This window comes from Mycolicibacter heraklionensis, assembly GCF_001021505.1.
In the GTDB taxonomy this organism is placed as follows: domain Bacteria; phylum Actinomycetota; class Actinomycetes; order Mycobacteriales; family Mycobacteriaceae; genus Mycobacterium; species Mycobacterium heraklionense.
In genome coordinates this window covers 12,885-35,351 of sequence record NZ_LDPO01000006.1, presented here as the reverse complement: position 1 = coordinate 35,351, position 22,467 = coordinate 12,885, and the positions used below count along the sequence as shown (strand labels likewise).

The window sequence follows — 22,467 nt, the reverse complement described above, 5'->3', positions numbered from 1 at the left end:
AACTGGTTCGTATGGTTATGATCTTGCTGTGAGACGGAACGCCGGTGAGCTGCGCGGCCAGATACTCGATGCTGCCCGCGCCGAGTTCGCTCGCCATGGTCTTGCCGGATCGCGCATCGACCGGATCGCCGGCGCGGCACACGCCAGCAAGGAACGCCTCTACGCCCACTTCGGCGACAAGGAAACACTGTTTCGGGAAGTGATGGCGACCGACGTGACCGCCTTCTATCGGTCGGTCACCCTACGTCCCGACGCGGTGCCCGAATTCGCCGGCGATATCTACGATTTGGGCCGCAACCGACCCGAACACCTTCGCATGATCACCTGGGCCCGCCTGGAAGGATTGGCCCTCGACGAGCCCCACGCAGACGGACGGGCGATCTTCGAGCACGCCGTCGCGGCCATCGAAGCCGCCCAGAGCGACGGGCACGTCGACACCTCCTGGGAACCCCTGGACCTGCTGGCCCTGCTGTTCGGTATCGGCCTGGCCTGGGCCCACTCCCCCGATCCGTACGAGGCCCTCACCGACCGCGCTGTGATCGCACGCCAACGCGGCGCCGCCGTCGAGGCAGCGCGGCGGATCGTTGCTCGCCCCTGTGGATGACGGGAGGCGTGTTGCCGCCCGGCATGACAGGGTCGCGTGCGTGACAAGGGTTGGTTCCGAGACCTCCACCTACACCCTCGATCCGGCGCTGCCGGTGTTGCTGCGTCCCGACGGTGCCGTGCAGATCGGCTGGGATCCGAGGCGCGCCGTGCTGGTGCAGCCACCCCGTGGCCTGACCCCGGCAGCGCTGGCCACCGTCCTGCGCGCGATGCAGATCCCAACCACCGTCGCCGCGCTGCACCGCGAAGCCGCCCAACACGGCCCGGTGGACGCCGCGGAGCTCGATGAGCTGCTGGCCGCTCTGGTGGCGACACGGGTCGCCGTCCGCGAGGAAGGGACGCGCCGTGGGTGCCGCACGGTCTCGCTGCGGGTGCACGGCCGCGGCCCGCTGTCGGATCTGCTGGTCGAATCGCTGCGTTGCTCGAGCGCCGTGGTCCGGCGCAGCAGTCACCCGCACGCCGCGGTGAGCACCGCCGGGACCGACCTGGTGGTACTGGCGGACTACTTGGTCCCTGACCCGCGGCTGGTACGGGAACTGCATGCCGAGCGGGTGCCGCACCTGCCGGTGCGAGTGCGCGACGGCACCGGACTGGTCGGCCCGTTGGTCCTGCCAGGAGTCACCAGCTGTTTGGGGTGCGCCGATCTACACCGGCGGGACCGGGACTCCGCGTGGCCCGCGGTGGCCGCGCAGCTACGCCACACCGTCGCCCACGCCGACCGGGCCACAGTGCTGGCGACGGCGGCGCTGGCGCTGAGCCAAGTCGACCGGGTGATCGCAGCGGTACGCGGGACCGCAGCCGACCGAGACCTGGACGCTCCCCCGACGCTGGACGCCACCCTGGAGCTGGATCTGGCCGCCGGATCGATCGTGATGCGACGCTGGGTCCGGCACCCGCTGTGCGATTGCTGACGTCGTATGCGCCACCAGGAATTACCAACGCGGTGACCGGCACCACAGCAACGTCATGGATGATGGACACGTGTCAGACATCAAACGCGGTAGCGCGGCGCGCAATGCGAAGCTGGCCAGCCTGCCCGTCGGCTTCGCCGGCCGGGCAGCACTCGGGCTCGGGAAACGGCTGACCGGCAAGTCCAAGGACGAGGTCACCGCCGAGCTCATGGAGAAGGCGGCCAACCAGCTGTTCACCGTCCTGGGTGAGCTCAAGGGTGGCGCCATGAAGGTGGGCCAGGCCCTGTCGGTGATGGAAGCGGCCATCCCCGAGGAGTTCGGCGAGCCCTACCGGGAGGCGCTGACCAAACTGCAGAAGGATGCGCCGCCGCTGCCCGCGGACAAAGTGCACCGGGTGCTCGACGCGCAGCTGGGCACCAAGTGGCGGGAGCGCTTCACCGAGTTCGACGACACCCCCATCGCCTCGGCCAGCATCGGACAGGTGCACAAAGCGGTGTGGGCCGACGGCCGTCCCGTGGCGGTCAAGATCCAGTACCCCGGCGCCGACGAGGCGCTGCGTGCCGACCTCAAGACCATTCGGCGGCTGACCGGCATCTTCAAGCAGCTGGCGCCCGGCGTGGACGTCAAGGGCGTCATCGATGAGTTGATCGAGCGCACCGAGATGGAGCTGGACTACCGGCTGGAGGCCGACAACCAGCGCATCTTCGCCAAGGCCTACGCCGGCCACCCCCACTTCCACATCCCGCACGTCGTGGCCAGCGCCCCCAAGACGGTGATCCAGGAGTGGATCGACGGTATCGGCATGGCCGAGATCATCCGTAACGGCACCGTCGAGCAGCGAGACCTGATGGGCACCCGGCTGGCCGAGTTCACCTGGGACGCCGCCCGCCGGCTGGAGCTCATCCACGGCGACGCCCACCCGGGCAACTTCATGCTGCTGCCGGACGGCCGGATGGGCATCATCGATTTCGGTGCGGTGGCGCCGATGCCCGGCGGTTTCCCCCCGGAGCTGGGCGCCTCGGTGCGTTACGCCCGCGACAAGGAATACGACAAGGTCATCGAAACCATGCGCCGGGGCGGCTTCATCCAGAAGGGCCAGGACGTCTCAGTACGCGAGATCGACGAGATGTTCCGTCAGTACGTCGAACCGGTCGAGGTCGAGGTCTTCCACTACAGCCGCAAGTGGCTGATGCGGATCGCCGGCAAGCAACTGGAGCGCCCGGTCGAGCAGATCAAGACGGCCCGGCAGCTGGACCTGCCGCCCAAACTCGCGATGCCGATGCGGGTGCTCGGATCCACCACGGCGATCATGTGTCAGCTCGACGCCCACGTGCCGATCAAGCGGCTGTCCGAAGAATTGGTGCCGGGCTTCACCGATCCCGAAGACGCCGCGGTCGGTCCGTCCGCCTAGTACCGCGGTCGCTTTACGCGGCGACCGGCTCCTTGCGTGGGCGGCCACGCGGCCGTTTGCGGCCGATGACACTGCCCCGGTCAAGGATCTCGCCGCCCCACACCCCCCACGGCTCGGCGCGCTGCAACGCCGCCGACAGGCACTGCTGGCGGATCGGGCACGCGGCGCACCGCGCCTTGGCCCGCTCCAGATCGGCGGGGGCGTCGGCGAACCACAGGTCGGGATCGCTGTTACACGGCAGTTCGAGCTGGTTCTTCATCGTCGTCGGTCACCTGTTCTGGGAAGAATGCAAAAAAAATGGCCACGGTCCTGGTTCAGGTCCGTGGCCATCGGGCTGGTTGAGCTGATGCGTTAGGCAAAACCCCGATGCACGGACACGCCGGCAGCGGCATGCGCGGCGGCAGCCGCGCGTACGGCGATCGTGGTCGGGGTGGTCATGGTTTGGCAGGTTAGTCGTTGCCGGCCCCCGCGCACAACCGAATTTCTGACCTGCACGTTCAGCCCCGGTTGCGGATCATCTCCAGCACGTCGGAGCCGAACTGCTCCAGCTTGCGCGCGCCGATGCCCGGGATGGCCACCAGAGCGGCCTCGTCGCCGGGCAGCATCTCGGCGATCGCAGTCAGGGTGTTGTCGGAAAAGACGATGTAAGCAGGCACTTTCAGCTCGGTGGCGGTGCGCAGTCGCCAGTCCTTGAGCGCCACCAGCAGCTCGGTGTCCACGTCGGCCGCACAGGTCTCGCACCGGCTGAGCATGATGGCGGCCGGGGTGGCCAGCGCCTTGTTGCAGACGCGGCAGTGCTTCGGGGCCCCGCGGGCCCGGCGCTTGGCGGGGGTGGCGGCGGCGTCGGCCTGCGGGGCGATCCCGCTGAGGAAGCGCGACGGCTTGCGGCCGGCCCGCCCGCCCGGGGCGCGGGCCAGCGCCCAGCTCAAGCTCAGGTGGATGCGGGCCCGCGTGACACCGACATAGAGCAGCCGGCGTTCCTCCTCGACCGCCTCGCTGTCCGCGCCGTGCGCCAAAGCGTGCGAGATGGGCAGCGTGCCGTCGGCGAGGCCGACCAGGAACACCGCGTCCCACTCCAGGCCCTTGGCAGCGTGCAGCGATGCCAGGGTGACGCCCTGCACCGTCGGCGGGTGCCGGGAGTCGGCGCGCATCCGCAGTTCGGTCAACAGCGCGGGCAGGTCGAGGTCGGGGCGTTGGGCCACCTCGTCGTCGACGAGTTCAGCCAGCGCACCGAGGGCCTCCCAGCGCTCGCGCGCCTTGGCCCCGCTGGGCGGTTCGGTGGTCAGCCCGAGCGGTTCCAGCACACCGCGCACCGTTTCGGGTAGCGGCCCATCGGCACCACGATCCGCGGCCCGCTGCAACGCGACCAGCGCCTGGCGGATCTCCTGGCGGGTGAAGAACCCCTCGCCGCCGCGCACCTGGTAGGCGATGCCGGCCTCGGTGAGCGCCTCCTCGTAGACCTCCGACTGCGCATTGATCCGGTACAGCACGGCGATCTCGGCCGGCGAAGTGCCGTCGTGAATCAACCGGGCGATGGACTTGGCCACCGCCGCGGCCTCGGCGACCTCGTCGGAATGCTCCCGAAAGACCGGAGCCGGGCCGGATTCGCGCTGCCCGATCAGGTTCAGCTTGCTGCCGGCCACCCGCCCCCGTGCGGCGCCGATCACCCGGTTGGCCAGCGACACCACCTCGGGCGTGGACCGGTAGTCGCGCTCCAGGCGCACCAGTGCGGCATCCGGGAACCGGCGAGTGAAGTCCAGCAGATAACGCGGCGAGGCTCCGGTGAACGAATAGATGGTCTGGTTGGCGTCCCCGACGACGGTCAAGTCGTCGCGCTCCCCCAGCCAGGCCGACAACACCCGCTCCTGCAACGGCGTGACGTCCTGGTATTCGTCGACGACGAAACACCGGTAGCGGTCCCGGAATTCGGCGGCCACCGCAGCGTCGTTCTCGATCGCGGCCGCGGTGTGCAGCAGCAGGTCGTCGAAGTCGAGCATCGCCACTTCGCCGCGAGCCTTCAGCGCCTCATAACCGGCGTAGACATCGGCCAGCTTGGCGGCGTCCAGCGGGGTATCGCGGCCGGCCGCGGCCACCGCCTCGGGATACTGCTCGGGCCCGATCAGGGATGCCTTGGCCCACTCGATCTCGCCGGCCACGTCACGCACGTCGTCATTGCTCAACCGCAGGCCGGCGTGGCCGGCGGCGCGGGCGACCACCCCGAACTTGCGGTCCAACAGCTCCCACCCGGTGTCGCCGACCACCCGCGGCCAGAAGTACCGCAACTGCCGCCGGGCGGCGGCGTGAAAGGTCAGCGCCTGGACTCCGCCGACCCCGGCAGCCGCGCCCGCGCCGGCCGCCGAACCCAGCGCACGCAACCGGGACCGCATCTCCCCGGCGGCGCGCTGGGTGAACGTCACCGCCAGCACCTGTCCGGGCGCGACGTGACCGCCGGCGACCAGCTGGGCGATCCGATGGGTGATGGTGCGGGTTTTGCCGGTCCCAGCACCGGCGAGAACGCACACCGGGCCGCGCGGCGCCAGCACCGCAGCGCGCTGCTCCTCGTCCAGCCCGGCGATGAGCGCATCCATGGCGTCCATCTTGGCAGGCGCCCCCGACTGCCCGAGACGCCGATTCGGGCATATTCGGATCACCGACTACGTTTGGGGAGTTATGAACCAGCTCGTCATGTACACCACCCAGTGGTGCGGCTACTGCCGACAGCTCAAAGCGTCCTTGAAGAAGCTTGAGATCCCGTACGAGGAGATCGACATCGAGCTGGACCCCACAGCGGCGGAATTCGTCAGCTCGGCCAACGGCGGCAACCGCACGGTGCCCACGCTGCGCTTCGCCGACGGCTCGACGCTGACCAACCCGACCGGGCGTGAGGTCAAGGCGAAGCTGGAGCGGCTCGGCGCCTGAGCTCAGTGCCGGGCCGCTTCCTGGGCCAGCTGGACCCTCGATGTCAACCCAAGCTTGGTGTAGACGTGGGTGAGGTGAGCCTGCACCGTGCGCGGTGAGACGAATAGCCGTGCCGCCACCTCTTTGTTGCCCAGCCCCTCGCTGACGAGCCGCACGACTTCGCGCTCGGCTCGGGTCAGCGACGACCACCCGCTCTCTGCGCGCCTGCGCTCACCTTTGCCGCGCTGCGCGTAGCCAATCGCCTCGTCGATCGACAGCGCGGCCCCTTCTGCCCACGCCGCGCCGAAGTCCTTCTCGCCCAATGTGGCCCGCAGCCCGGACAACGCGGATTGGTCTTGCTCGGCCAGCACCGCCAGCGGCTCGAGCCCGATGAGCTGGCGGGCCGCCTCGGCGGCACCGAACAAGCGGGCGGCAACCACGTTGTTTTCAGTAGCGCTCATCGTATGGCCGAGGCAGGCGAGGGCGAACGGGACGATAAATGGCGCGCCGAGTTCCACGGCAATCGCCAGCGCTTCGTAGGCGTCACGTTCGGCCGCCGCGACGTCACACCGAGCGATACCCACCCGGGCACGCGCCACCAGCGTCAGCGCACGACCGTAACCGCGGGTCGACGCCGCGATATCGTCGGCCCAGCGGCCCGCGTCGGCGATGTCACCGCATGCCAGCGGCGCCAACGCCGCCCACACAAAGGACGAGGCGGTCTGCGGGTCCAGCCCGGAGCACTCCCGGGCGGTTTCGAATGCCTGCCGCGCCGCCGACGCATCCCCGGAAGCCAGATGCGCCATCCCCTGTGCGCAATGAACGGGGCCGTTGTAGTACTCGAAAAGTGAGACACTGCCCGAGGCCGCCGCCGCCTCGGCCCGCGACCCCGCCGCGTCACCCGCGTAAGCCAACACAAAGGTGCGCATGGTGTGGCCGTAGATTGAGTACATCGCATCGTTAGCGCGTGCGGCGTCCTCGATCACCTCCCCCAAACGAGTGACGGCGCCGGACAAGTCACCGCCATACATCTGCGCCCAGCCCAGCGCGAACCGGCACTGGCGCGCGATGAATGCCGCGCCGATGCCCTCGGCGATCCGAAGCCCCTCCTCGGCGGCGGTCTGAATCTCCGCGAGCGGTTGGTCCAGCATCAGACCCGCGATCGCGTTCGAGGCCAGCACCTGGCCCAACGTCCCCAAGTCGTTGACAGCGCGGGCGAAGTCGGCCGCCTCGGTGAAATACCCGCGGGCCAACTCGGGATTTCCGGGAGCACAGATCATCCCGCACGCCGCCAGCGTCCGAGCCAGCATCGCGGTGTCGCCGCACTCGCGTACGACGGCCAGGCATTGTTCGGCGTCGTCGAGGACATCAGTTCGTCCCAGAAAAGACAGCAGCTGCGCCCGGCATACCGACGCCCATACCCGCGCCTCCGACATCTCGGAACCGGCCGGGTCCGGATCGGGGGGCGCCGTGAGCCAACTCAGCCCTTCCTGGATACGCCCACGAGTCAGCCACAACGGTTGCAGCGCCGCCGCCAGTATCAGCGCCCTATCGGTGTCGGAGCATTCCTTGCTCCATGCGAAAGCTGCTCGCAGATTATCGATTTCGGCGTCCAACCGATCGATGATGCGTTCCTGGCCGACCTCGCCGGGAGCGCCCAGCGCAGTGGCCATCGCCGCATAGTGGTCGCGATGGCGGTTCCGTATCTCGCCCGCTTCGCGGGACTCACTGAGCTTTTCCATGGCGTATTGACGCACCGTCTCCAGCAACCGATAGCGGGTGCCGTGTGAACTGTCGTCGGCGACCACCAGTGACTTGTCGACCAATAGGACCAGCTGGTCGAGCACCTGGTAACGCTCGATCTCACCGCCCATGATCGCCTGGGCGGCGTCGAGGTCACCGCCGCCGAGGAAAACCGCCAACCTGCGGAACAGCACCTGTTCGGGCTCCGACAGCAAAGCGTGGGACCAATCCACCGAGGCCCGCAAGGTCTGCTGGCGTCGTACCGCAGTACGCGCACCACCGGTCAACAGCCGGAAAGTGTCGTGCAGGCTGTCGCGGATCTCGTTGGGCGACAACGCCCGCACCCGCGCCGCCGCAAGCTCGATCGCCAGTGGCAGCCCGTCGAGGCGACGGCAGATCTCGGTCACCGTGTCGAGATTCTCGGAGGTCACCGAGAATCCCGGCTTGGTGCGACGGGCACGATCGCCGAACAACTCGATCGCCTCGTCGGCCAAGCCGAGCGACGGCACCCGCCAGCTCACCTCGCCGGTCACACCGATCGGCTCGCGGCTGGTCGTCAGCCACGTCACCGCGGGGCATGCGGCCAGCAGCCCGGTGATCAGCTCCGCGCAGGCGTCGAGGAGATGCTCGCAGTTGTCGAGCACGATCAGGACTTCGCGATCGCGCAGGAACCGCCGCAGCATGTCGCTCAACGGTTGACCGGGTTGGTCCGGCAAACCCAGCGCTCGGGCCATCGTCACAGCGACGGTCTTCGGGTCAATGATCGGGGCCAAGTCCACGTAGCAGACACCGCCCGCGAAATTCGCGGCAACAATGCCGGCGACCTGCACTGCCAGTCGAGTCTTTCCGGCGCCGCCCGCACCGGTCAGGGTGACAAGGCGATTCTCACTGAGCGCCTTCCCAACGTCGACTATTTCCTGCCGACGGCCGATGAAGCTCGTCAGGTGTACCGGAAGGTGGTTGACGTCAACGGGACTGGCGACCCGAAGCGGCGGGAAGTCGTTGCACAAGTCCGGGTGGCAGAGTTGCACCACGCGTTCCGGGCGCGGCAAGTCCCGTAACGGATGGGTGCCCAGATCGGTGAGCACGACGCCGGTCGGGAGTTGGTCGACGACAAGGAGTTCGGTGGTACCTGACAAAACGGTCTGACCGCCATGGGCTAGATCTCTAAGCCGCGCCGTGCGATTGATGGTCGGACCGATGTAGTTTCCTTCATCACGAAGCTGCACATCGCCGGTATGCAGCCCGATCCGCAACTTGATCGGCGCCAAGGCCGAGCGCTGGAGGTCCAGCGCACAGGCCAACGCATCCGCAGCACGGGCAAAAGCGACAACGCAGCTGTCACCCTCCCCCTGTTCGACCGGCCGGACACCGTGGTGCTGGGAGACGACGTGCGCCAGAACCTGATCGAGCCGTGCGACGGCTGATCGCATCACCTCGGGCTGGGTCTCCCACAACCGCGTCGAACCTTCGACGTCGGCCAACAGCAGAGTGACGGTGCCCGTCGGAAGTTCCCCGATGTCGCTCATGTCCGTGCCGTTCCAGCTCGTTTCGCTCATGCTAGCCAGCCTGCGGTGATCGACGGCGTACAACATCAGCGAAAATGCCAATCATCGCCTCAGCAGGGCGCGTATATAGGCGTTCGATCGACGCAGAATTACGCCCTTCGGCCGATGGCCGAGCATCGGCAAACATCGCAGAGTTCTGGACATGAACCTCTATGCGAACCTGCCGACCATCCAATACGGAGACAACCCGACCCCGGAGCAATTCCACCGCGCTGTCGCCGACGCTCGTCGCGCGGGTCCGGTCGCCCTCGGCCCCTTCTGTCCGGAAGTGCTCGGGTACGACCTGGTGCGCGCCGTCCTGCGCGATCCACGATTTGTGACGCCGCAGGGCATCGCCCTGCTGATGCAAGGCATCACCTCCGGCCCGGTCTGGGATCGGGTCACCCGGCTGTTGCTCCATCTGGACGGCGCCGAGCACCGCAGGCTACGTGCTTTGGTGGCAAAGGCGTTCAGCCCACGCGCCGCCGAACGGATGCGCGGCGCGTGCATCGACGTCATCACCGAGCTGGTCGACCAGTGCGCTGCCATCGGCCGGTGCGAATTCGTGGCCGAGATCGCCAGGTGGTATCCGATCGCGATCATCGGCTCGCTGCTCGGCGCACCGCGCAACGACTGGGAACAGTTGTCCGAGTGGGTGACCGGCCTGTCCAAGGCCATGAGCATCGAGGTCGCCCAGTACGAGGCAGAGATCCTGCGCGCCTGGAATGGCCTGGAGGGTTACATCGAGCAGCTCATTGCTGTGCGGCGCTCGAAGCCGGCCGACGACCTGATCTCCGAGCTGCTTCGAGCCGAAGAGGACGGCGACCGGTTAAGCCACGACGAACTCATCGCCCTGGTGGTGATCCTGTTCAATGCCGGTATCGACACCACGCGGCACCAGTTGGCCGCGGCGATGCAGGTGCTCGTCGATCATCCCGACCAGTGGAAGACGCTGAGCCGGTGTCCCGAGCTGGTACCGCAGGCGGTCGAGGAGGTGCTGCGGTACGCGCCGGTGAACTTCCGCGTCCTGCGCAAGGCCGTCGTCGACGTCGACCTTGGCGGCGTGACGTTTCCGTCGGGTTCGTTCGTCGTAGCCAATACAGCTGCGGCCAATCGGGATCCGGCGGCCTTCGAAGACCCGGATCACTTTGACATCGCTCGCACGGGAACACCGGCGATGCTGACCTTCGGCGGCGGTGTCCACTACTGCCTGGGCGTGCACCTTGCCCGCATCGAACTAGTTGAGGCGCTGCGTGTCCTGACGGCCAGGATGTCGAATCCACGCCAAATCGGCCCGGCGCCGTGGAAACCAGTCACCGAATTGACCGGACCGCAGGTGCTGCCCCTGGAGTTCGTCGGTCGCGACTCGCTCAGCCCGACTCAGCCCACGACTCGATGATCGTCCGGGCAATCGAGATCGACCCGGGCAGCAGCAGTTTCGCATCCGGATTGCCGCTGTTCCAGGCCCCGGCGGACAGCGCGGCCCGCACGTCGTCGCGGGTGAACCACGCCGCCTCGGTGATCTCGCCGTCGCTGAAGACGAAAGTCTGAGCCGGGTCGGCGACGGCGTGGAAGCCGACCATCAGCGACCGTGGGAACGGCCACGGCTGGCTGCCCAGATAGGTCACATCACGCACCGCCAGCCCAACCTCTTCGTGAACCTCGCGGACCACGCAGGCCTCGAACGACTCGCCCGCCTCGACGAACCCGGCCAGCAGTGAGAACATCCGGACCGGCCAATTGTGCTGGCGGGCCAACACCACGCGGTCGGCACCGTCGTGCACCAGACAGATCACCGCCGGGTCGATGCGCGGGAACTCCTCGACACCGGTGACCGGATTGGCCCGTGCCCAGCCGCCACGTACCGGCTTGGTCGGCGTGCCGTCGACGGCCGAAAACCGGGCATTGTCATGCCAATTCAGCAGCGCGATGGCCGAAGACACCAATTGGGCGCTGACGTCGTCGAAGATGTCGCCGGTGGCACGGATGTCCAGCACCGAGACGTCGAGGTCGGCAGGGGCCCGCAGCGCGTCGCGGACTGCCCAGACGTGCCGACCGTCCTCGATGCGGCCTAAAAAGACCGCGTCCGATGGTGGGGTGTCGCCCAGTTCCTTGGCCTCCTGCAGCACCACGCGGCCGCCGGCGACCAGTACCTGGTTGCGGGGATCGACCCGCAGCAGCGCGGCCGCCGACCAGCCGGCGACGGCCGCATCGGTGTCGGTGCGCAACTGATCGGCTCGATCAGCCCCAACCCGCGACAACAGGGGCACCTGGCGCAGCTGGAAGCCACCCATCATTCCTCCCCGTGCCGACCCGCTGCGCCCGGCGTCGCCGCGCTTGCGATCGTCACTGGCTGGTCACCGTACGCACGTAGAGCAGCCGGTCGCCGGCCTCGATCGCATCAACGTCCGGTGTGTCCAACCGCAGTAGTCGGCCGCCGCGAACCACGGCGAGCACGATCTCGTTGAGATGCTTCGCCGAGGCACCGATCTCCTTCTGCTCCACCTCCCGCTCGGCGATGGCGTACCCGGCGTCCGGGGTGAGCAGATCCTCGATGATCTCGACCACGCTGGGCGTGGTGGTGGCAATGCCGAGCAGCCGGCCGGCGGTCTCGGAGGACACCACCACCGAGTCGGCGCCCGACTGCTCCAGCAGGTGCTGGTTCTCGGCTTCCCGAATGGACGCCACGATGGTGGCCTGTGGGGCGATCTCGCGGGCGGTCAGGGTGACCAGCGCCGCGGTGGCATCCGAGCCGGTGGCCACCACGATCGCCGAGGCGCGCTGGGCGCTGGCCAGCCGCAGGACATCCGATCTGGTCGCGTCGCCGTCCACGGTGACCAGCCCGGCACTCTTGGCGCGGTCGAGCACCGACCGGTCGTTGTCCACCACGACGATGTCGCTCGGGGTGGTCTCGTCGTCGCCGAGCATTGCGGCGATCGCGGTCTTGCCCTTGGTGCCGTACCCGATGACGATGGTGTGGTCTTTCACTCTCTTCCTCCAACGCTGAATGCGGAATGCCTGCTGGGAGGTCTCGGTGAACGCCTCGACGGTCGTTCCGACCAGCAGGATCAGGAAGGCGATCCGCAGCGGGGTGATGACCAGGACATTGATCATGCGGGCGAACTCGGTGACCGGCGTGATGTCGCCGTATCCGGTGGTCGACAGGGTCACCGCGGAGTAGTAGAGGCAGTCCAGGAAGGTCAGGCGGTCGCCTTGCACGTCCTGGTAGCCGTCGCGGTCGACGTAGACGAACAACGCGGACACCAGCAGTGCCGCCAGCGCGATGAGGCTTCGCCGATAGACGGTGCGGCCGGGACTGGACTGCCCGTGTGGCATGCGTAGCACGCCGACGAGCGCATAACTGGGCTGGGCGGTCAGCGTCTCGTCAAGACGCCGCAACCGCCGCCAGCTAGCTCCCGCCACGACGGGCGGTCATCGGTCAGCCTGACGCACGGACCCACTGTAACCACAGGTGTCGTCAGCTGTTGAGCAGCGCGGCCAGCTCAGCCAGTTCGGGCAGTTGATCGGCGACGACGGTGGTCCCGGAACGCACGTAGTGGAAGACGGCTCGCACCTGCGATTCCAGGCAGCCGGTCAACGCGGCCCAGGCCAACCGGTAAACGCCGAGCTGGACGGCGGCGTGCCGGCGCGCCTCGGGTCCGTCGGGCGCCGCACCGGTCTTCCAGTCCACCACGGTGACGCCACCATCCGGCTCGGCGAACACCGCGTCGATCCGGCCACGCACCACCCGGGTGCCGATGGCCATCTCGAACGGCACCTCGACGGCGATGGGAGTGCGGGCGGCCCACGGTGAACCCAGGAACGCCGCCTGCAGACGGGCCAGCTCCTGGGCGTCGGCGCGGGCTGTGTCGGCATCGGCCGCACCGGGCAGATCTTCGAGCTCGAAAAGCCGCTCGGCCCCATAGAGCCGCTGAACCCAGTCGTGAAATGCGGTGCCCAACAGCGCATGCGGGTCGGGCCGGGCCGGGAGTCGGCGACTCAGACGCTGCCCAGCACCGTCGGGGTCACGGCTCAGCTCGACCAGGCCGCTCACCGAGAGCTGGTTGGGCAGAATGCGGACCCGCTGCGTCGCGGCTGTGGCGCGCTCTGCGAGTAGCGCATCGACATCAGCCGCCCACGGGCTGGCCGAGGACGATCCGTCCTGCGGCTCGCCCGCCTGTAGCTCCGCGGCAACCAGCGCCGCGCCCCGTTCGACATCGCCGCGCCGGCCGGCCAGCGGGTCAACCGGCCATGTTGCTTCGTTTATGTTGTCGCACAACGGGTTTCTATCTCCGTCGGCCGGCTCCGGCGCCCAGTGCTCGACCACCCCGCACGGGGTCCCCGCTTCAGTCGAGTTGTCGATCACCGCTTTGATCTCGGTGAGGAAGTCCGACGGGCCGCGCGGCTTGGCCTCGCCCTGTCCCCAGTGGTGGCCAGAGACCAGCAGGGTGTCCTCGGCCCGGGTGACCGCGACGTAGAGCAGCCTGCGCTCCTCATCGACCCGCCGCTGGTCCAGGCGACGCTGATGCTCAGAGATGGCGTCGGACAGCTGCTTTCGGTTGGTGACCGCATCGGTGTCGAGCAGCGGGACGCCATGGTCGTCGAGTTGGGCCTGGTCGCCGCGCAGCAGCGGCGGCAGTTCAGCGGCGTCGGACAGCCAGCTGCGTCGCGATGCGGTCGACGGGAAAACCCGCGCCACCAGGTGCGGTATCGCGACCACCTGCCATTCCAGTCCCTTGGCGGCGTGCACGGTGAGAATCTGGACGCGGTCGGCAGCGACCGTCGGCGCGGCCGGCGCCAGCCCGTTCTCCACCACCGTGGCGGCATCCAGGTAGGCCAACAGGCCCGGCAGTGCGGACCGGGCCCCGGCTCCCTCGGCGTATCCGGCCACCACATCGGCGAAGGCGTCGAGTTGTTCGGTGCCGGCCGCACTGGCCGCCACCGGCTGGGCGGCAAGCACCTCGCAGTCCAGGCCGAGCACGCGGCGTACCTCGGCAACCAGGTCGGGCAGCGGATGCCACAGGTGGCCGCGCAGCAGGGTCAGTTCCTCGGCGAGGGCGACGATGCGCCGGTACCCGACGGCCGAATAGCGCTCTGCCGGTCCGGGATCGGCGAGTGCGTCGGCCAGACATGCGGTGTCGAAATCGGGCCCGGCCGCGGCGGCGATCTCTGCGGCAGAGACCGGCGCGGTCGACTGTTCGGGCCGGGACAGCTCGGCGGCGCGCCGCCACAGCGCGGCCAGGTCTGCGGCGCCGAGCCGCCATCGCGGTCCGGTCAGCACGCGCATCGCCGCGGCGCCGGCGGTCGGCTCTTGGATCAGCCGCAGCATCGCCACCAGGTCGGCCACCTCCGGCACGGACAGCAGCCCGGCCAGCCCCACCACTTCCACCGGCACACCGCGGGCGCGGATCGCCTCGGCCAGGGGCGCGGCGTCGGCGTTGCGCCGCACCAGCACCGCGGCAGTGGGCGGGGCCACCCCGTCGGCGTCGGCCTGCCGGTAGCACCGCTGCAATGCCTCGGCCACCCACTCGTCTTCGGCGACGACGTCGGGCAGCAGCGCGACCCGCACGTCGCCGGGGGGCGCGGCCGGGCGCGGCCGCAGCGATCGCACCGTGACGGAGCGCCGGCGCGCCTCCGCGGAGATCTCATTGGCCAGGTGCAGCACTTCGGGCGGGTTGCGCCAGCTGGTCCGCAGCTCCAGGGTGGGCGCTGGTGTGCCGTCGGAGAGCGGAAAGTCGGTGGCGAAGCGGGGCAGGTTGGTCGCCGAGGCGCCGCGCCAGCCGTAGATCGACTGGATCGGGTCACCCACCGCCGTCAGCGCCAGGCCGTCGTCGGCGCCGCCCCCGAACAGCGACGACAGGGCGATGCGCTGGGCATGCCCGGTGTCCTGATATTCGTCGAGCAGCACCACCCGGTAGGTGGCGCGCAACCGCGCGCCGACGGTCTCGCCTGCCTGAGCCAGCCGAGCCGCAGTCGCCATCTGTGCGCCGAAATCCATTGCCCGTTCCGCCCGCATCCGCTGGTGCAGGGCCTCAATCAGCGGCACCAGTTCGGCGCGTTCGGTCTGGGTGTCCAGCATCTTGAGCAGCGACTGGTTGGGTTGGGCGCGCTGGCGCGGGCCCGGCGGCAGGGCGTGCACCAGCCGCTCCAACTCCAGGTGGGTGTGGCGCAGTGCGTCGGTGTCCACCAGGTGTTCGGCCAGCTGCCCGGCCAGCCGCAACACCATCGCGGTGACCGCGGCGGGATCCCGGTCGGTGTGCAGTTCCCCCGGATAACTGCTGACCACGTCGAACGCCAGCTGCCACAGCCCGGTCTCGGTGAGCAGCCGGGTGTCCGGCTCGATGCCGAGCAGCAGCCCGTGCTCGCGCAGCAGCGCGCCGGCGAAGGCGTGATAGGTGCTGACGGTGGGCGCCGTCGGGGCGGCGTCGGCCGCGGGTTCGGCCGGCATCAGTCCGGCACCGGCCAACCGCGCCAACCGGGATCGAACCCGGCGCAGCAGTTGGCCGGCCGCCTTGCGGGTGAAGGTCAGGCCCAATACCTGGCCGGGTTCGGCGTAGCCGTTGGCAACCAGCCACACCACCCGCGCCGCCATCGTCTCGGTCTTGCCGGCACCCGCGCCGGCGATCACCACCAGCGGTCCCGGCGGTGCGGCGATGACCGCGGCCTGCTCCTCGGTGGGCTGGTGCAACCCGAGCGCGGCCGCCAGTTCGGCGGGATCGTAGCGGTTTGTCATGTGCCGCACCCGCCGTTGTGGGCCGGACAGATCGGCCGGACCGGGCAGTGCCGGCACCCGTCGTTGACTCGGGCGGTGAACTGCGGGCCGGCGGTAGCAGCGGCCGCCTGCGCGATCCGCTCCCGCCATTGCCCGCCGGTGTCGGGAGTGAGGGGGTCCTGCTGGCGCTCGGTGGCGCCGACCGTTGCGGGTTTGGCGGGATAGACCAGCCGGGCGCCGCCGGGCTGCTCGTCGGGCCCGATGAGCCCGGCTTCGACCGCCAGCTGGTAGACGGCGAGCTGAGCGTGCTGTTGGGCCTCGTCCTTGCTGGCCGGAGTCTTCGCGGTCTTGACGTCGACGACCACCAGCCGGCCGGCGGCGTCGCGTTCGACCCGGTCGATCCGGCCGCGCAGCCGCACCCCGTCCGCACCGGTGTCGATCACTCCGTCGAAGGCGACCTCGGTGCCGACTTCGGTGAGCTCGCCGCGGGTTTGCGCCCGCCAGGTCAGGAACGTCTCGATCATGGCGCGATGCCGGTCGTGTTCGTTGGCCGAGTACCACTGCGACGCGAACGGCAGCTGCTGCCACGCCCGGTCCAACTCGGCGAGCAGTTCCTGCGGGCTGCCCGCCGATTCGGCGACCAGAGCGTGAATCACCGATCCGATCGTGGAGCGCAGGTCACGTCCGTCGGTTCCACCATGGCGTTCGGCCAACCAGCGCAGCGGGCAGTCCAGCAGACTCTGCAGCGCCGACGGCGACAGGGTGACCGGTCCGCCGCCGGGGCGCCTCAGCGGTTCCTCGGTGCTCAACGGCGCCGCCCCGTACCAGCTCTGCGGGTCCGCACCGGGCACACCGGACCGGGCAAGTCGCGCCAATTGCGTTGCGGCGTCGGCGCGTTCGGAATCGCTCACAGCGGTCTCCGGCGCGCAGACGACGGCGCGCAGCCGGCCCACCAACCCGGCCGCGGACAGCACCGGCGGAGCCACCACCGGTGACGCCGGCGCCCGATGCTCTTCGCCGGTGGCGCAGGCCGCGAGTTCGACGAAGAACTCCGACGGGATCTGTTCCTCGGTGCTGCCGTCCCCGTCGCCGTCGACAGCGGTGATCACCAGCCGGCGACGTGCCCGGCCCAGCGCCGCCACCAGCAGTCGCCGTTCCTCGGCAAGCAGCGGGGCCCGAGCCGAGACCTCTTCACCGAAGCCGTGCAGGGTGTCCAGAAGCCGCTGGGTTCCCAACACGCCGCCGCGCGGAACGGTGTTGGGCCACAGCCCTTCCTGGACGCCGGCAATGACCACCAGATCCCATTCGCGCCCGAGCGCGGCGTGGGCACTGAGCACACCCACCGCCTCCGTGCCCGTCGCGGCATCGGGGCGGGGCGCCGCCAGTTGCATCGCCGTGACGTATTCGACCAGCCCGGTCAGGGTGGCACCGGCGGTGCGTGCCACGTACTGCTCGGCGAGGTCGAACAGCGCGGTCACCGCATCCAGATCCCGGCCGGCCTGGGCGCCGGCCGGACCGCCGCGCTCGGCGGCCGACAGCCAGCGTTGTTGCAGCCCCGACCGATTCCAGGCCTGCCACAGCGTGTGGTGCGGGTCGCGGCCGTCGGCATGGCTGCGGGCCGCGGCCTGCAGCACCGCGCGCACCCGGCGCAGCGCGCGGGTGTGCGCGGGCGGCAGCTCACCGGGCGCACCGGTGAGCACCGCCGCGAGGCGCTCGCCGCACGAACCCGGCTCGGACGGGGCTTGCGGGCGGGCTGTGCCGCGGCGCAGCGTGCGTTGCAGTTGCCGCAGCGAGACCGGGTCCACCCGCCCGATCGGCCCACTGAGCAATGCCAGCGCGCGAGGCCCATCCACGGCCTCAGCGGTGCATTCCAGCACCGTGAGCAGGGCGGCCACCGCGGGCTGTTCGGCCAGCAACCCACTGCTGGCCGGCAGCGTGACCGGGATCCCGGCGGCGGCCAAGGTGCGGGGCAGGCGCGCCGCCGCCCGCGGCACCGATCGGACGATCACCGCCATCTGTGACCATGGCACCCCGTCGATCAGGTGGGCACGCCGCAGGGTGTCGGCGATCAGGGCCGCCTCGGCGTGACTGGTGGCCGCGGTGCGCACGCTGACCGTCCCCGCGTCGGGCCCGGCGCCCTCAAGCCGGCGGGTGGCGCTGGTGCCGGGCAGCCGCCCGGCGACAGTGCTGATGGCCCTGGCCACCGCCGGGGCGCACCGGTGCGACGTCGTCAGCGTCACCACGGGCACCGCGGACCCATCGGGTCGCGCGTCGTCAGCCAGCAGGACGGTGGGTTCGGCTCCGCGGAATCCGAACACCGCCTGATCGGGATCACCCGCGATCACCGTCCGGTGCACGCCGGCGGCGAGCACCCGCACCAACCGGGCCGCCTGCGGGTCGAGTTGCTGCGCGTCATCGACCAGCAGCAGCCGAATCCGGCTGCGTTCCTCGGTGAGCAGATCCGGGTCGATCGCGAACGCCTCCAGGGCCGCCCCGACCAATTCCGCGGCGCCCAGCGCCGGCGTGGTCGCCTGGGGCGCCGCGGTGCCGACCGCGGCACGCAGCAGCATCACCTGCTCGTACTGCTGGGCGAACCGGCCCGCGGCCGTCCACTCCGGGCGGCGGAACCGCCTGCCCAGCCTGACCAACTCAGCCGGGTCCACGCCACGTTCGGCGCAGCGCGCCATCAAGTCCCGCAGTTCGGTGGCGAAGCCGTCGGTGGCCAGGGCCGCGTGCAACGACGGCGGCCAGGCCCCGGCACCGTCCCCGGCGAGCAGCTCACGGATCACGCTGTCCTGTTCGGCGCCGGTGACCAGCCGCGGAGGGGTGGCCTCGGCCCGCCGGGCGGCGCGTTGGAGCACCGCGAACGCGTAGCCGTGCACGGTGCGCACCACCGGTTCCCGGATCGCCTGGCCCGTCGCGGGTCCGCCGGCGGCCAGCAAGGTCGCGGTCAGCGTCCCGCGTTCCGCCGCGGGAAGCCGACCCGATCCCGTCAGCAGCAGCACCGAATTCGCGTCCACACCCGCGGCGACGTGGGCGGTGGCCACCTCCACCAGCAGGCTGGTCTTGCCGGTGCCCGGCCCCCCGCGCACCTGCAAGACGCCACGCGCACGCGGATCGAGTGCCGCGGCGACCTGCGCGGCCTGTGCTCCCCAATCCTGTGGCATACCGCCTATGACAGCACTGCCTACCGACAAGTGCGGGCGCGGCTGGCACCATCGACGGGTGAAATCCGACCATCGACTGCATGTGCACCGCTACGGCCCGGACGGCCCGGTGGGGCTGCTGGCGGTCCACGGACTGACCGGACACGGGGCGCGCTGGCGCTACGTGGCCGAGCAGCTGCCGGACATCTCCGTCGCCGCACCGGACCTGATCGGCCACGGGCACTCCTCATGGGCGGCCCCGTGGAGCATCGACGCCAACGTCGCCGCGCTCGCGGCGCTGCTGGAGGGCGCTGCTGACGGCCCGGTTCCGGTGGTCGCGCACTCCTTCGGCGGTGCGATAGCGCTGCATCTGGCCGCGGCACGGCCCGACCTCGTCGACGCGCTGATCCTGCTCGACCCGGCGATCGGCCTGGACGGCGAGTGGATGGCCACGATCGCGGCCGCGATGCTGGCCTCCCCCGACTACCCCGATGCTGCGGAGGCCCGTGCCGAGAAGGAGAACGGCGCGTGGTCCGACGTGGCGCCGGGCCTGCTCGACATCGAACTCGACGAGCATCTGGTCAGGCTGCCCACCGGCCGCTTCGGTTGGCGCATCAGCGTGCCCGCCGTGATGTCGTACTGGAGCGAGCTGGCCCGTCCCAGCGTGCTCCCGCAGTCCACGCCGACCACCCTGGTGCGGGCCACCCGCACCTCGCCGCCGTACGTGGAAGAGGCCCTCATCGATGCCTTGCGGGCCCGCCTGGGCGCGAACTTCCACCTGGTCGACTTCGACTGCAATCACATGGTGGACCAGGCCCGTCCCGCCGAGGCTGCCGCCGTGATCCGCGCGCAGCTGGCCCGGCGCTAGGAGCGCGGTCCGTGGCGGCCGTCACCGACGAGCAGGTCGAGCTGGTGCGTGCGCTGATCATCAGCGTGCCCGCCGGCCGGGTCACCACCTACGGCGACGTCGCTTCCGCGGCAGGGCTTTCCAGTCCCCGCATTGTCGGCTGGATTCTGCGGATCGACGGCTCCGACCTGCCCTGGCACCGGGTGGTCCCGGCGTCGGGACGGCCGGCGCCGCACTTGCGCACCGAGCAACTGGAACGCCTTCGCGCCGAAGGGGTCCTGGCCGTCGATGGAAGGGTGGATCTGCGCACGCTGCGACACCGGTTCTGACGGCGGCACATTCGGCGAGCGTGTACTCAGTCCGAATAATTCGCCGGCCGAAATCCCGTGCTGAGTACACGTTCGGCGATCGGCGAGCAACGAGAAAGCTAGAGCGCCAGCCGCACCAGCGCCGCAGTGCGGGCCAGCCCGGGAAACGCCTCCTCGGTCGAACGCGGATGCAGCGCGTGTACGGCAAGCCGGAACATCAACGCGCGCAGCAACATCTGCGGCCACTCGGGCAGTGTTTCCCAGCGTTCGATCAGCCCGTCGTCGGCGTCACCCCACGACAGGGCATCCACCACCACCACCCCGGCGGCCCACGAGGCCGGTCGCCAGTAGGGCGTGATGTCGGTGACGCCGGGCGCCGCGGCGCCGGAGAACAGCACCGTGCCGTACAAGTCGCCGTGCACCAACTGACTGGGGCTCTTGGTGGGTTTGCGCAAGGTGGCCAGCTGGTTGATCAGGTCGATCGACCGCTGGCCGTCCACCGAGCCCGGGGCCAGCCGGGCACCGGCCTGCAGCGAGGCGAACGGACGCTCCTCCCAGGCCGCCCGGTCCGCGGCGATGAACACGTCCACGTCGGCCCACGGCGCCACCGGCGCCTGGGTCAAGAAACGGGGCCGCTCCAACTTGGAGGTGGCTTCGTGCAGCCGGACCGCCGCCGACACCACCTCGTCATGGCGCGGCTCGGGGCTGCCGCCGACGAAGGTGTCGGCTCGCCAGCCCGACACCACGTAACGTCCGTCGGTGGAGCGCACCGGGCGGGCCAATCGGATGCCGTCCGCGAACAGGGTCTCGCGGACTTTCGCCGACCACGCGGCCCGGGCATGGTCGGCGACCATCGACAGGACCACTTCCCCGCACTTCCAGCCGTCTTCCCAGCCGGCACCGAGCGGTGTGGGCGAAACGTTACGAATACCGAACGTCGCCAGCACATGTTCGGGCGGCGGCTCGATGGTCACGCGATAAGACTAACCGCGGTGATCGCAAGCACGGCGGAGCCGGGCGCGGCGGGTCACCGCTATTGGCGGGGGCTCGTCCGAGCTATAGCGCTCAGTACATGACCATGTCGGGCTGCATCTGCTTGGCCCAGGCCACAATTCCCCCCTGCAGATGGACCGCGTTGGCAAACCCGGCCTTCTTCAGGGTGGCCAGGGCCTGGGCCGAGCGGACACCGGTCTTGCAGTACAGCACCGACATTCGGTCCTGCGGCAGCTTCGCCAGGCCCTCACCGGTGTTGATCGTCGACTGCGGGACCAGCTGTGCACCCTCGATACGGTTGATCGCCCACTCGCCCGGCTCGCGCACGTCGATCAGTGCCAGCGGTTGCCCGGAGTCGAGCAGCTCGCGCAGCTCGGCCGGGGTGATCGTGGACCCGGCGGCCGCTGCGGCCGCCTCCTCGGAGACCGCACCGCAGAACGCGTCGTAGTCGATCAACTCGGTGATCTTGGGCGTGGCGGGATCCTTGCGGATCGCAATGGTGCGGTAGCTCATCTCCAGGGCGTCGTAGATCATCAGCCGCCCCAGCAGCGGTTCTCCGATGCCGGTGATCAGCTTGATCGCCTCTGTGCCCATCACCGACCCGATCGAGGCGCACAGCACCCCGAGCACACCGCCCTCGGCGCACGACGGCACCATTCCCGGCGGCGGGGGCTCGGGGTACAGATCGCGGTAGTTCAGGCCGCGCTCATTGCCTGCCTCGTCGGCCGGCGCGTCCTCCCAGAACACCGACACCTGGCCCTCGAAGCGGTAGATCGACCCCCAGATGTAGGGCTTGTGCGCCAACACCGCCGCGTCGTTGACCAGGTAGCGGGTGGCGAAGTTGTCGGTGCCGTCCAGGATCAGGTCGTACTGCGCGAACAGTTCGACGGCGTTGGACCGATCCAGCCGCACCTGGTGCAGCTGCACCCGTACCAGCGGGTTGACCTCGGCGATCGAGTCACGGGCGCTCTCGGCTTTGGCACGGCCGATGTCGGAGACCCCGTGGATGACCTGACGCTGCAGGTTCGACTCTTCGACCACATCGAAGTCGACGATCCCGAGGGTGCCGACGCCGGCGGCCGCCAGGTACAGCAGCGTCGGCGCGCCCAGTCCCCCGGCGCCGATCACCAGCACGCGGGCGTTCTTGAGTCGTTTCTGCCCCTGCACGCCGACGTCGGGAATGATCAGGTGGCGGCTGTAGCGCGCTACTTCATCCCTGGTCAGCTCGCCGGCCGGTTCCACCAGCGGCGGCAGTGATATCGGCACCGGGCAATCTCCTCAACGTCGCATCCGCCAACCCATCACAGCAGCTGGTGGGGGCAACGACAAACCGCGCGTGAAGCTTCCC

General features: G+C 69.7%; 16 protein-coding genes. 7 read left to right on the top strand and 9 right to left on the bottom strand.

The window, feature by feature from the left end:
- Positions 1-28: 28 nt before the first annotated feature.
- From ABW16_RS09450 to ABW16_RS09440, 3 genes are read left to right on the top strand one after another with little or no spacing between them, the layout of a single operon-like run.
- Complete coding sequence (locus ABW16_RS09450) at positions 29-604, top strand: TetR/AcrR family transcriptional regulator (RefSeq protein ID WP_047318921.1); 576 nt, start codon at positions 29-31, stop codon at positions 602-604.
- Positions 605-644: 40 nt separating this feature from the next.
- Complete coding sequence (locus tag ABW16_RS09445) at positions 645-1,514, top strand: TOMM precursor leader peptide-binding protein (protein WP_047318920.1); 870 nt, start codon at positions 645-647, stop codon at positions 1,512-1,514.
- 55 nt (positions 1,515-1,569) lie between these two features.
- Positions 1,570-2,925, top strand: coding sequence for a macrolide-binding ATPase MABP-1 (locus tag ABW16_RS09440; RefSeq protein WP_047318919.1), 1,356 nt, complete (start codon positions 1,570-1,572; stop codon positions 2,923-2,925).
- Between the two features lie 13 nt (positions 2,926-2,938).
- Here the strand turns inward: ABW16_RS09440 and ABW16_RS09435 are convergent, their stop codons facing one another.
- Positions 2,939-3,184: a WhiB family transcriptional regulator gene (locus ABW16_RS09435; RefSeq protein ID WP_047318918.1), complete on the bottom strand. Its 246-nt coding sequence runs from the start codon at positions 3,182-3,184 to the stop codon at positions 2,939-2,941.
- Positions 3,185-3,422: 238 nt separating this feature from the next.
- A complete protein-coding gene (locus ABW16_RS09430; protein ID WP_047318917.1) occupies positions 3,423-5,522 on the bottom strand; it encodes an ATP-dependent DNA helicase UvrD2 in 2,100 nt (699 codons plus the stop codon).
- A 73-nt stretch (positions 5,523-5,595) separates the two neighbouring features.
- Here ABW16_RS09430 and ABW16_RS09425 point away from each other — a divergent pair, with 73 nt between their 5' ends.
- Positions 5,596-5,844: a mycoredoxin gene (locus tag ABW16_RS09425; protein WP_047318916.1), complete on the top strand. Its 249-nt coding sequence runs from the start codon at positions 5,596-5,598 to the stop codon at positions 5,842-5,844.
- 2 nt (positions 5,845-5,846) lie between these two features.
- Here the strand turns inward: ABW16_RS09425 and ABW16_RS09420 are convergent, their stop codons facing one another.
- On the bottom strand, positions 5,847-9,125 hold the full coding sequence (locus ABW16_RS09420; protein WP_047318915.1) for a LuxR C-terminal-related transcriptional regulator: 3,279 nt from the start codon (positions 9,123-9,125) through the stop codon (positions 5,847-5,849).
- 151 nt (positions 9,126-9,276) lie between these two features.
- On the opposite strand from ABW16_RS09420, the gene ABW16_RS09415 reads away from it, so the two are divergent.
- Positions 9,277-10,512, top strand: coding sequence for a cytochrome P450 (locus ABW16_RS09415; RefSeq protein ID WP_047318914.1), 1,236 nt, complete (start codon positions 9,277-9,279; stop codon positions 10,510-10,512).
- Here the strand turns inward: ABW16_RS09415 and nudC are convergent.
- Genes nudC through ABW16_RS09395 form a run of 4 tightly spaced genes read right to left on the bottom strand, consistent with a single transcriptional unit; the run spans position 10,484 to position 18,992 of the window.
- The gene (gene nudC, locus ABW16_RS09410; protein WP_200900635.1) at positions 10,484-11,407 is read right to left on the bottom strand and encodes an NAD(+) diphosphatase; all 924 of its coding nucleotides are present in this window, start codon (positions 11,405-11,407) and stop codon (positions 10,484-10,486) included. The two genes, ABW16_RS09415 and nudC, sit on opposite strands and share 29 nt — an antisense overlap.
- 52 nt (positions 11,408-11,459) lie before the next feature.
- Positions 11,460-12,536, bottom strand: a complete 1,077-nt coding sequence (locus ABW16_RS09405) for a potassium channel family protein (RefSeq protein WP_047318912.1) — start codon at positions 12,534-12,536, stop codon at positions 11,460-11,462.
- A 55-nt stretch (positions 12,537-12,591) separates the two neighbouring features.
- Positions 12,592-15,846 carry an ATP-dependent helicase gene (locus ABW16_RS09400; protein ID WP_047319059.1) on the bottom strand — a complete coding sequence of 1,085 codons (3,255 nt, stop codon included), beginning with the start codon at positions 15,844-15,846 and terminating at the stop codon, positions 12,592-12,594.
- A complete protein-coding gene (locus tag ABW16_RS09395) occupies positions 15,843-18,992 on the bottom strand; it encodes an ATP-dependent helicase (protein ID WP_047318911.1) in 3,150 nt (1,049 codons plus the stop codon). Before ABW16_RS09395 ends, ABW16_RS09400 begins: the two co-directional genes overlap by 4 nt.
- 58 nt (positions 18,993-19,050) lie before the next feature.
- On the opposite strand from ABW16_RS09395, the gene ABW16_RS09390 reads away from it, so the two are divergent.
- Together ABW16_RS09390 and ABW16_RS09385 are read left to right on the top strand one after the other, a co-directional pair.
- The gene (locus ABW16_RS09390; protein WP_047318910.1) at positions 19,051-19,839 is read left to right on the top strand and encodes an alpha/beta fold hydrolase; all 789 of its coding nucleotides are present in this window, start codon (positions 19,051-19,053) and stop codon (positions 19,837-19,839) included.
- A gap of 11 nt (positions 19,840-19,850) precedes the next feature.
- On the top strand, positions 19,851-20,147 hold the full coding sequence (locus ABW16_RS09385; RefSeq protein ID WP_047318909.1) for an MGMT family protein: 297 nt from the start codon (positions 19,851-19,853) through the stop codon (positions 20,145-20,147).
- A gap of 98 nt (positions 20,148-20,245) precedes the next feature.
- On the opposite strand, the gene ABW16_RS09380 is transcribed toward ABW16_RS09385, so the two are convergent.
- Both ABW16_RS09380 and moeZ read right to left on the bottom strand, forming a co-directional pair.
- The gene (locus ABW16_RS09380; protein WP_047318908.1) at positions 20,246-21,100 is read right to left on the bottom strand and encodes a TIGR02569 family protein; all 855 of its coding nucleotides are present in this window, start codon (positions 21,098-21,100) and stop codon (positions 20,246-20,248) included.
- A gap of 91 nt (positions 21,101-21,191) precedes the next feature.
- The gene (gene moeZ / locus ABW16_RS09375; RefSeq protein WP_047318907.1) at positions 21,192-22,385 is read right to left on the bottom strand and encodes an adenylyltransferase/sulfurtransferase MoeZ; all 1,194 of its coding nucleotides are present in this window, start codon (positions 22,383-22,385) and stop codon (positions 21,192-21,194) included.
- Positions 22,386-22,467 lie beyond the last annotated feature (82 nt).

Coding starts and splice junctions, on each gene's coding strand:
- ABW16_RS09415 (WP_047318914.1), top strand. CDS start 9,277: ATGAACCTCTATGCGAACCTGCCGACCATCCAATACGGAGACAACCCG.
- ABW16_RS09400 (WP_047319059.1), bottom strand. CDS start 15,846: ATGACAAACCGCTACGATCCCGCCGAACTGGCGGCCGCGCTCGGGTTG.
- ABW16_RS09420 (WP_047318915.1), bottom strand. CDS start 9,125: ATGAGCGAAACGAGCTGGAACGGCACGGACATGAGCGACATCGGGGAA.
- ABW16_RS09425 (WP_047318916.1), top strand. CDS start 5,596: ATGAACCAGCTCGTCATGTACACCACCCAGTGGTGCGGCTACTGCCGA.
- ABW16_RS09440 (WP_047318919.1), top strand. CDS start 1,570: ATGGATGATGGACACGTGTCAGACATCAAACGCGGTAGCGCGGCGCGC.
- ABW16_RS09430 (WP_047318917.1), bottom strand. CDS start 5,522: ATGGACGCCATGGATGCGCTCATCGCCGGGCTGGACGAGGAGCAGCGC.
- ABW16_RS09395 (WP_047318911.1), bottom strand. CDS start 18,992: ATGCCACAGGATTGGGGAGCACAGGCCGCGCAGGTCGCCGCGGCACTC.
- nudC (WP_200900635.1), bottom strand. CDS start 11,407: ATGGGTGGCTTCCAGCTGCGCCAGGTGCCCCTGTTGTCGCGGGTTGGG.
- ABW16_RS09435 (WP_047318918.1), bottom strand. CDS start 3,184: ATGAAGAACCAGCTCGAACTGCCGTGTAACAGCGATCCCGACCTGTGG.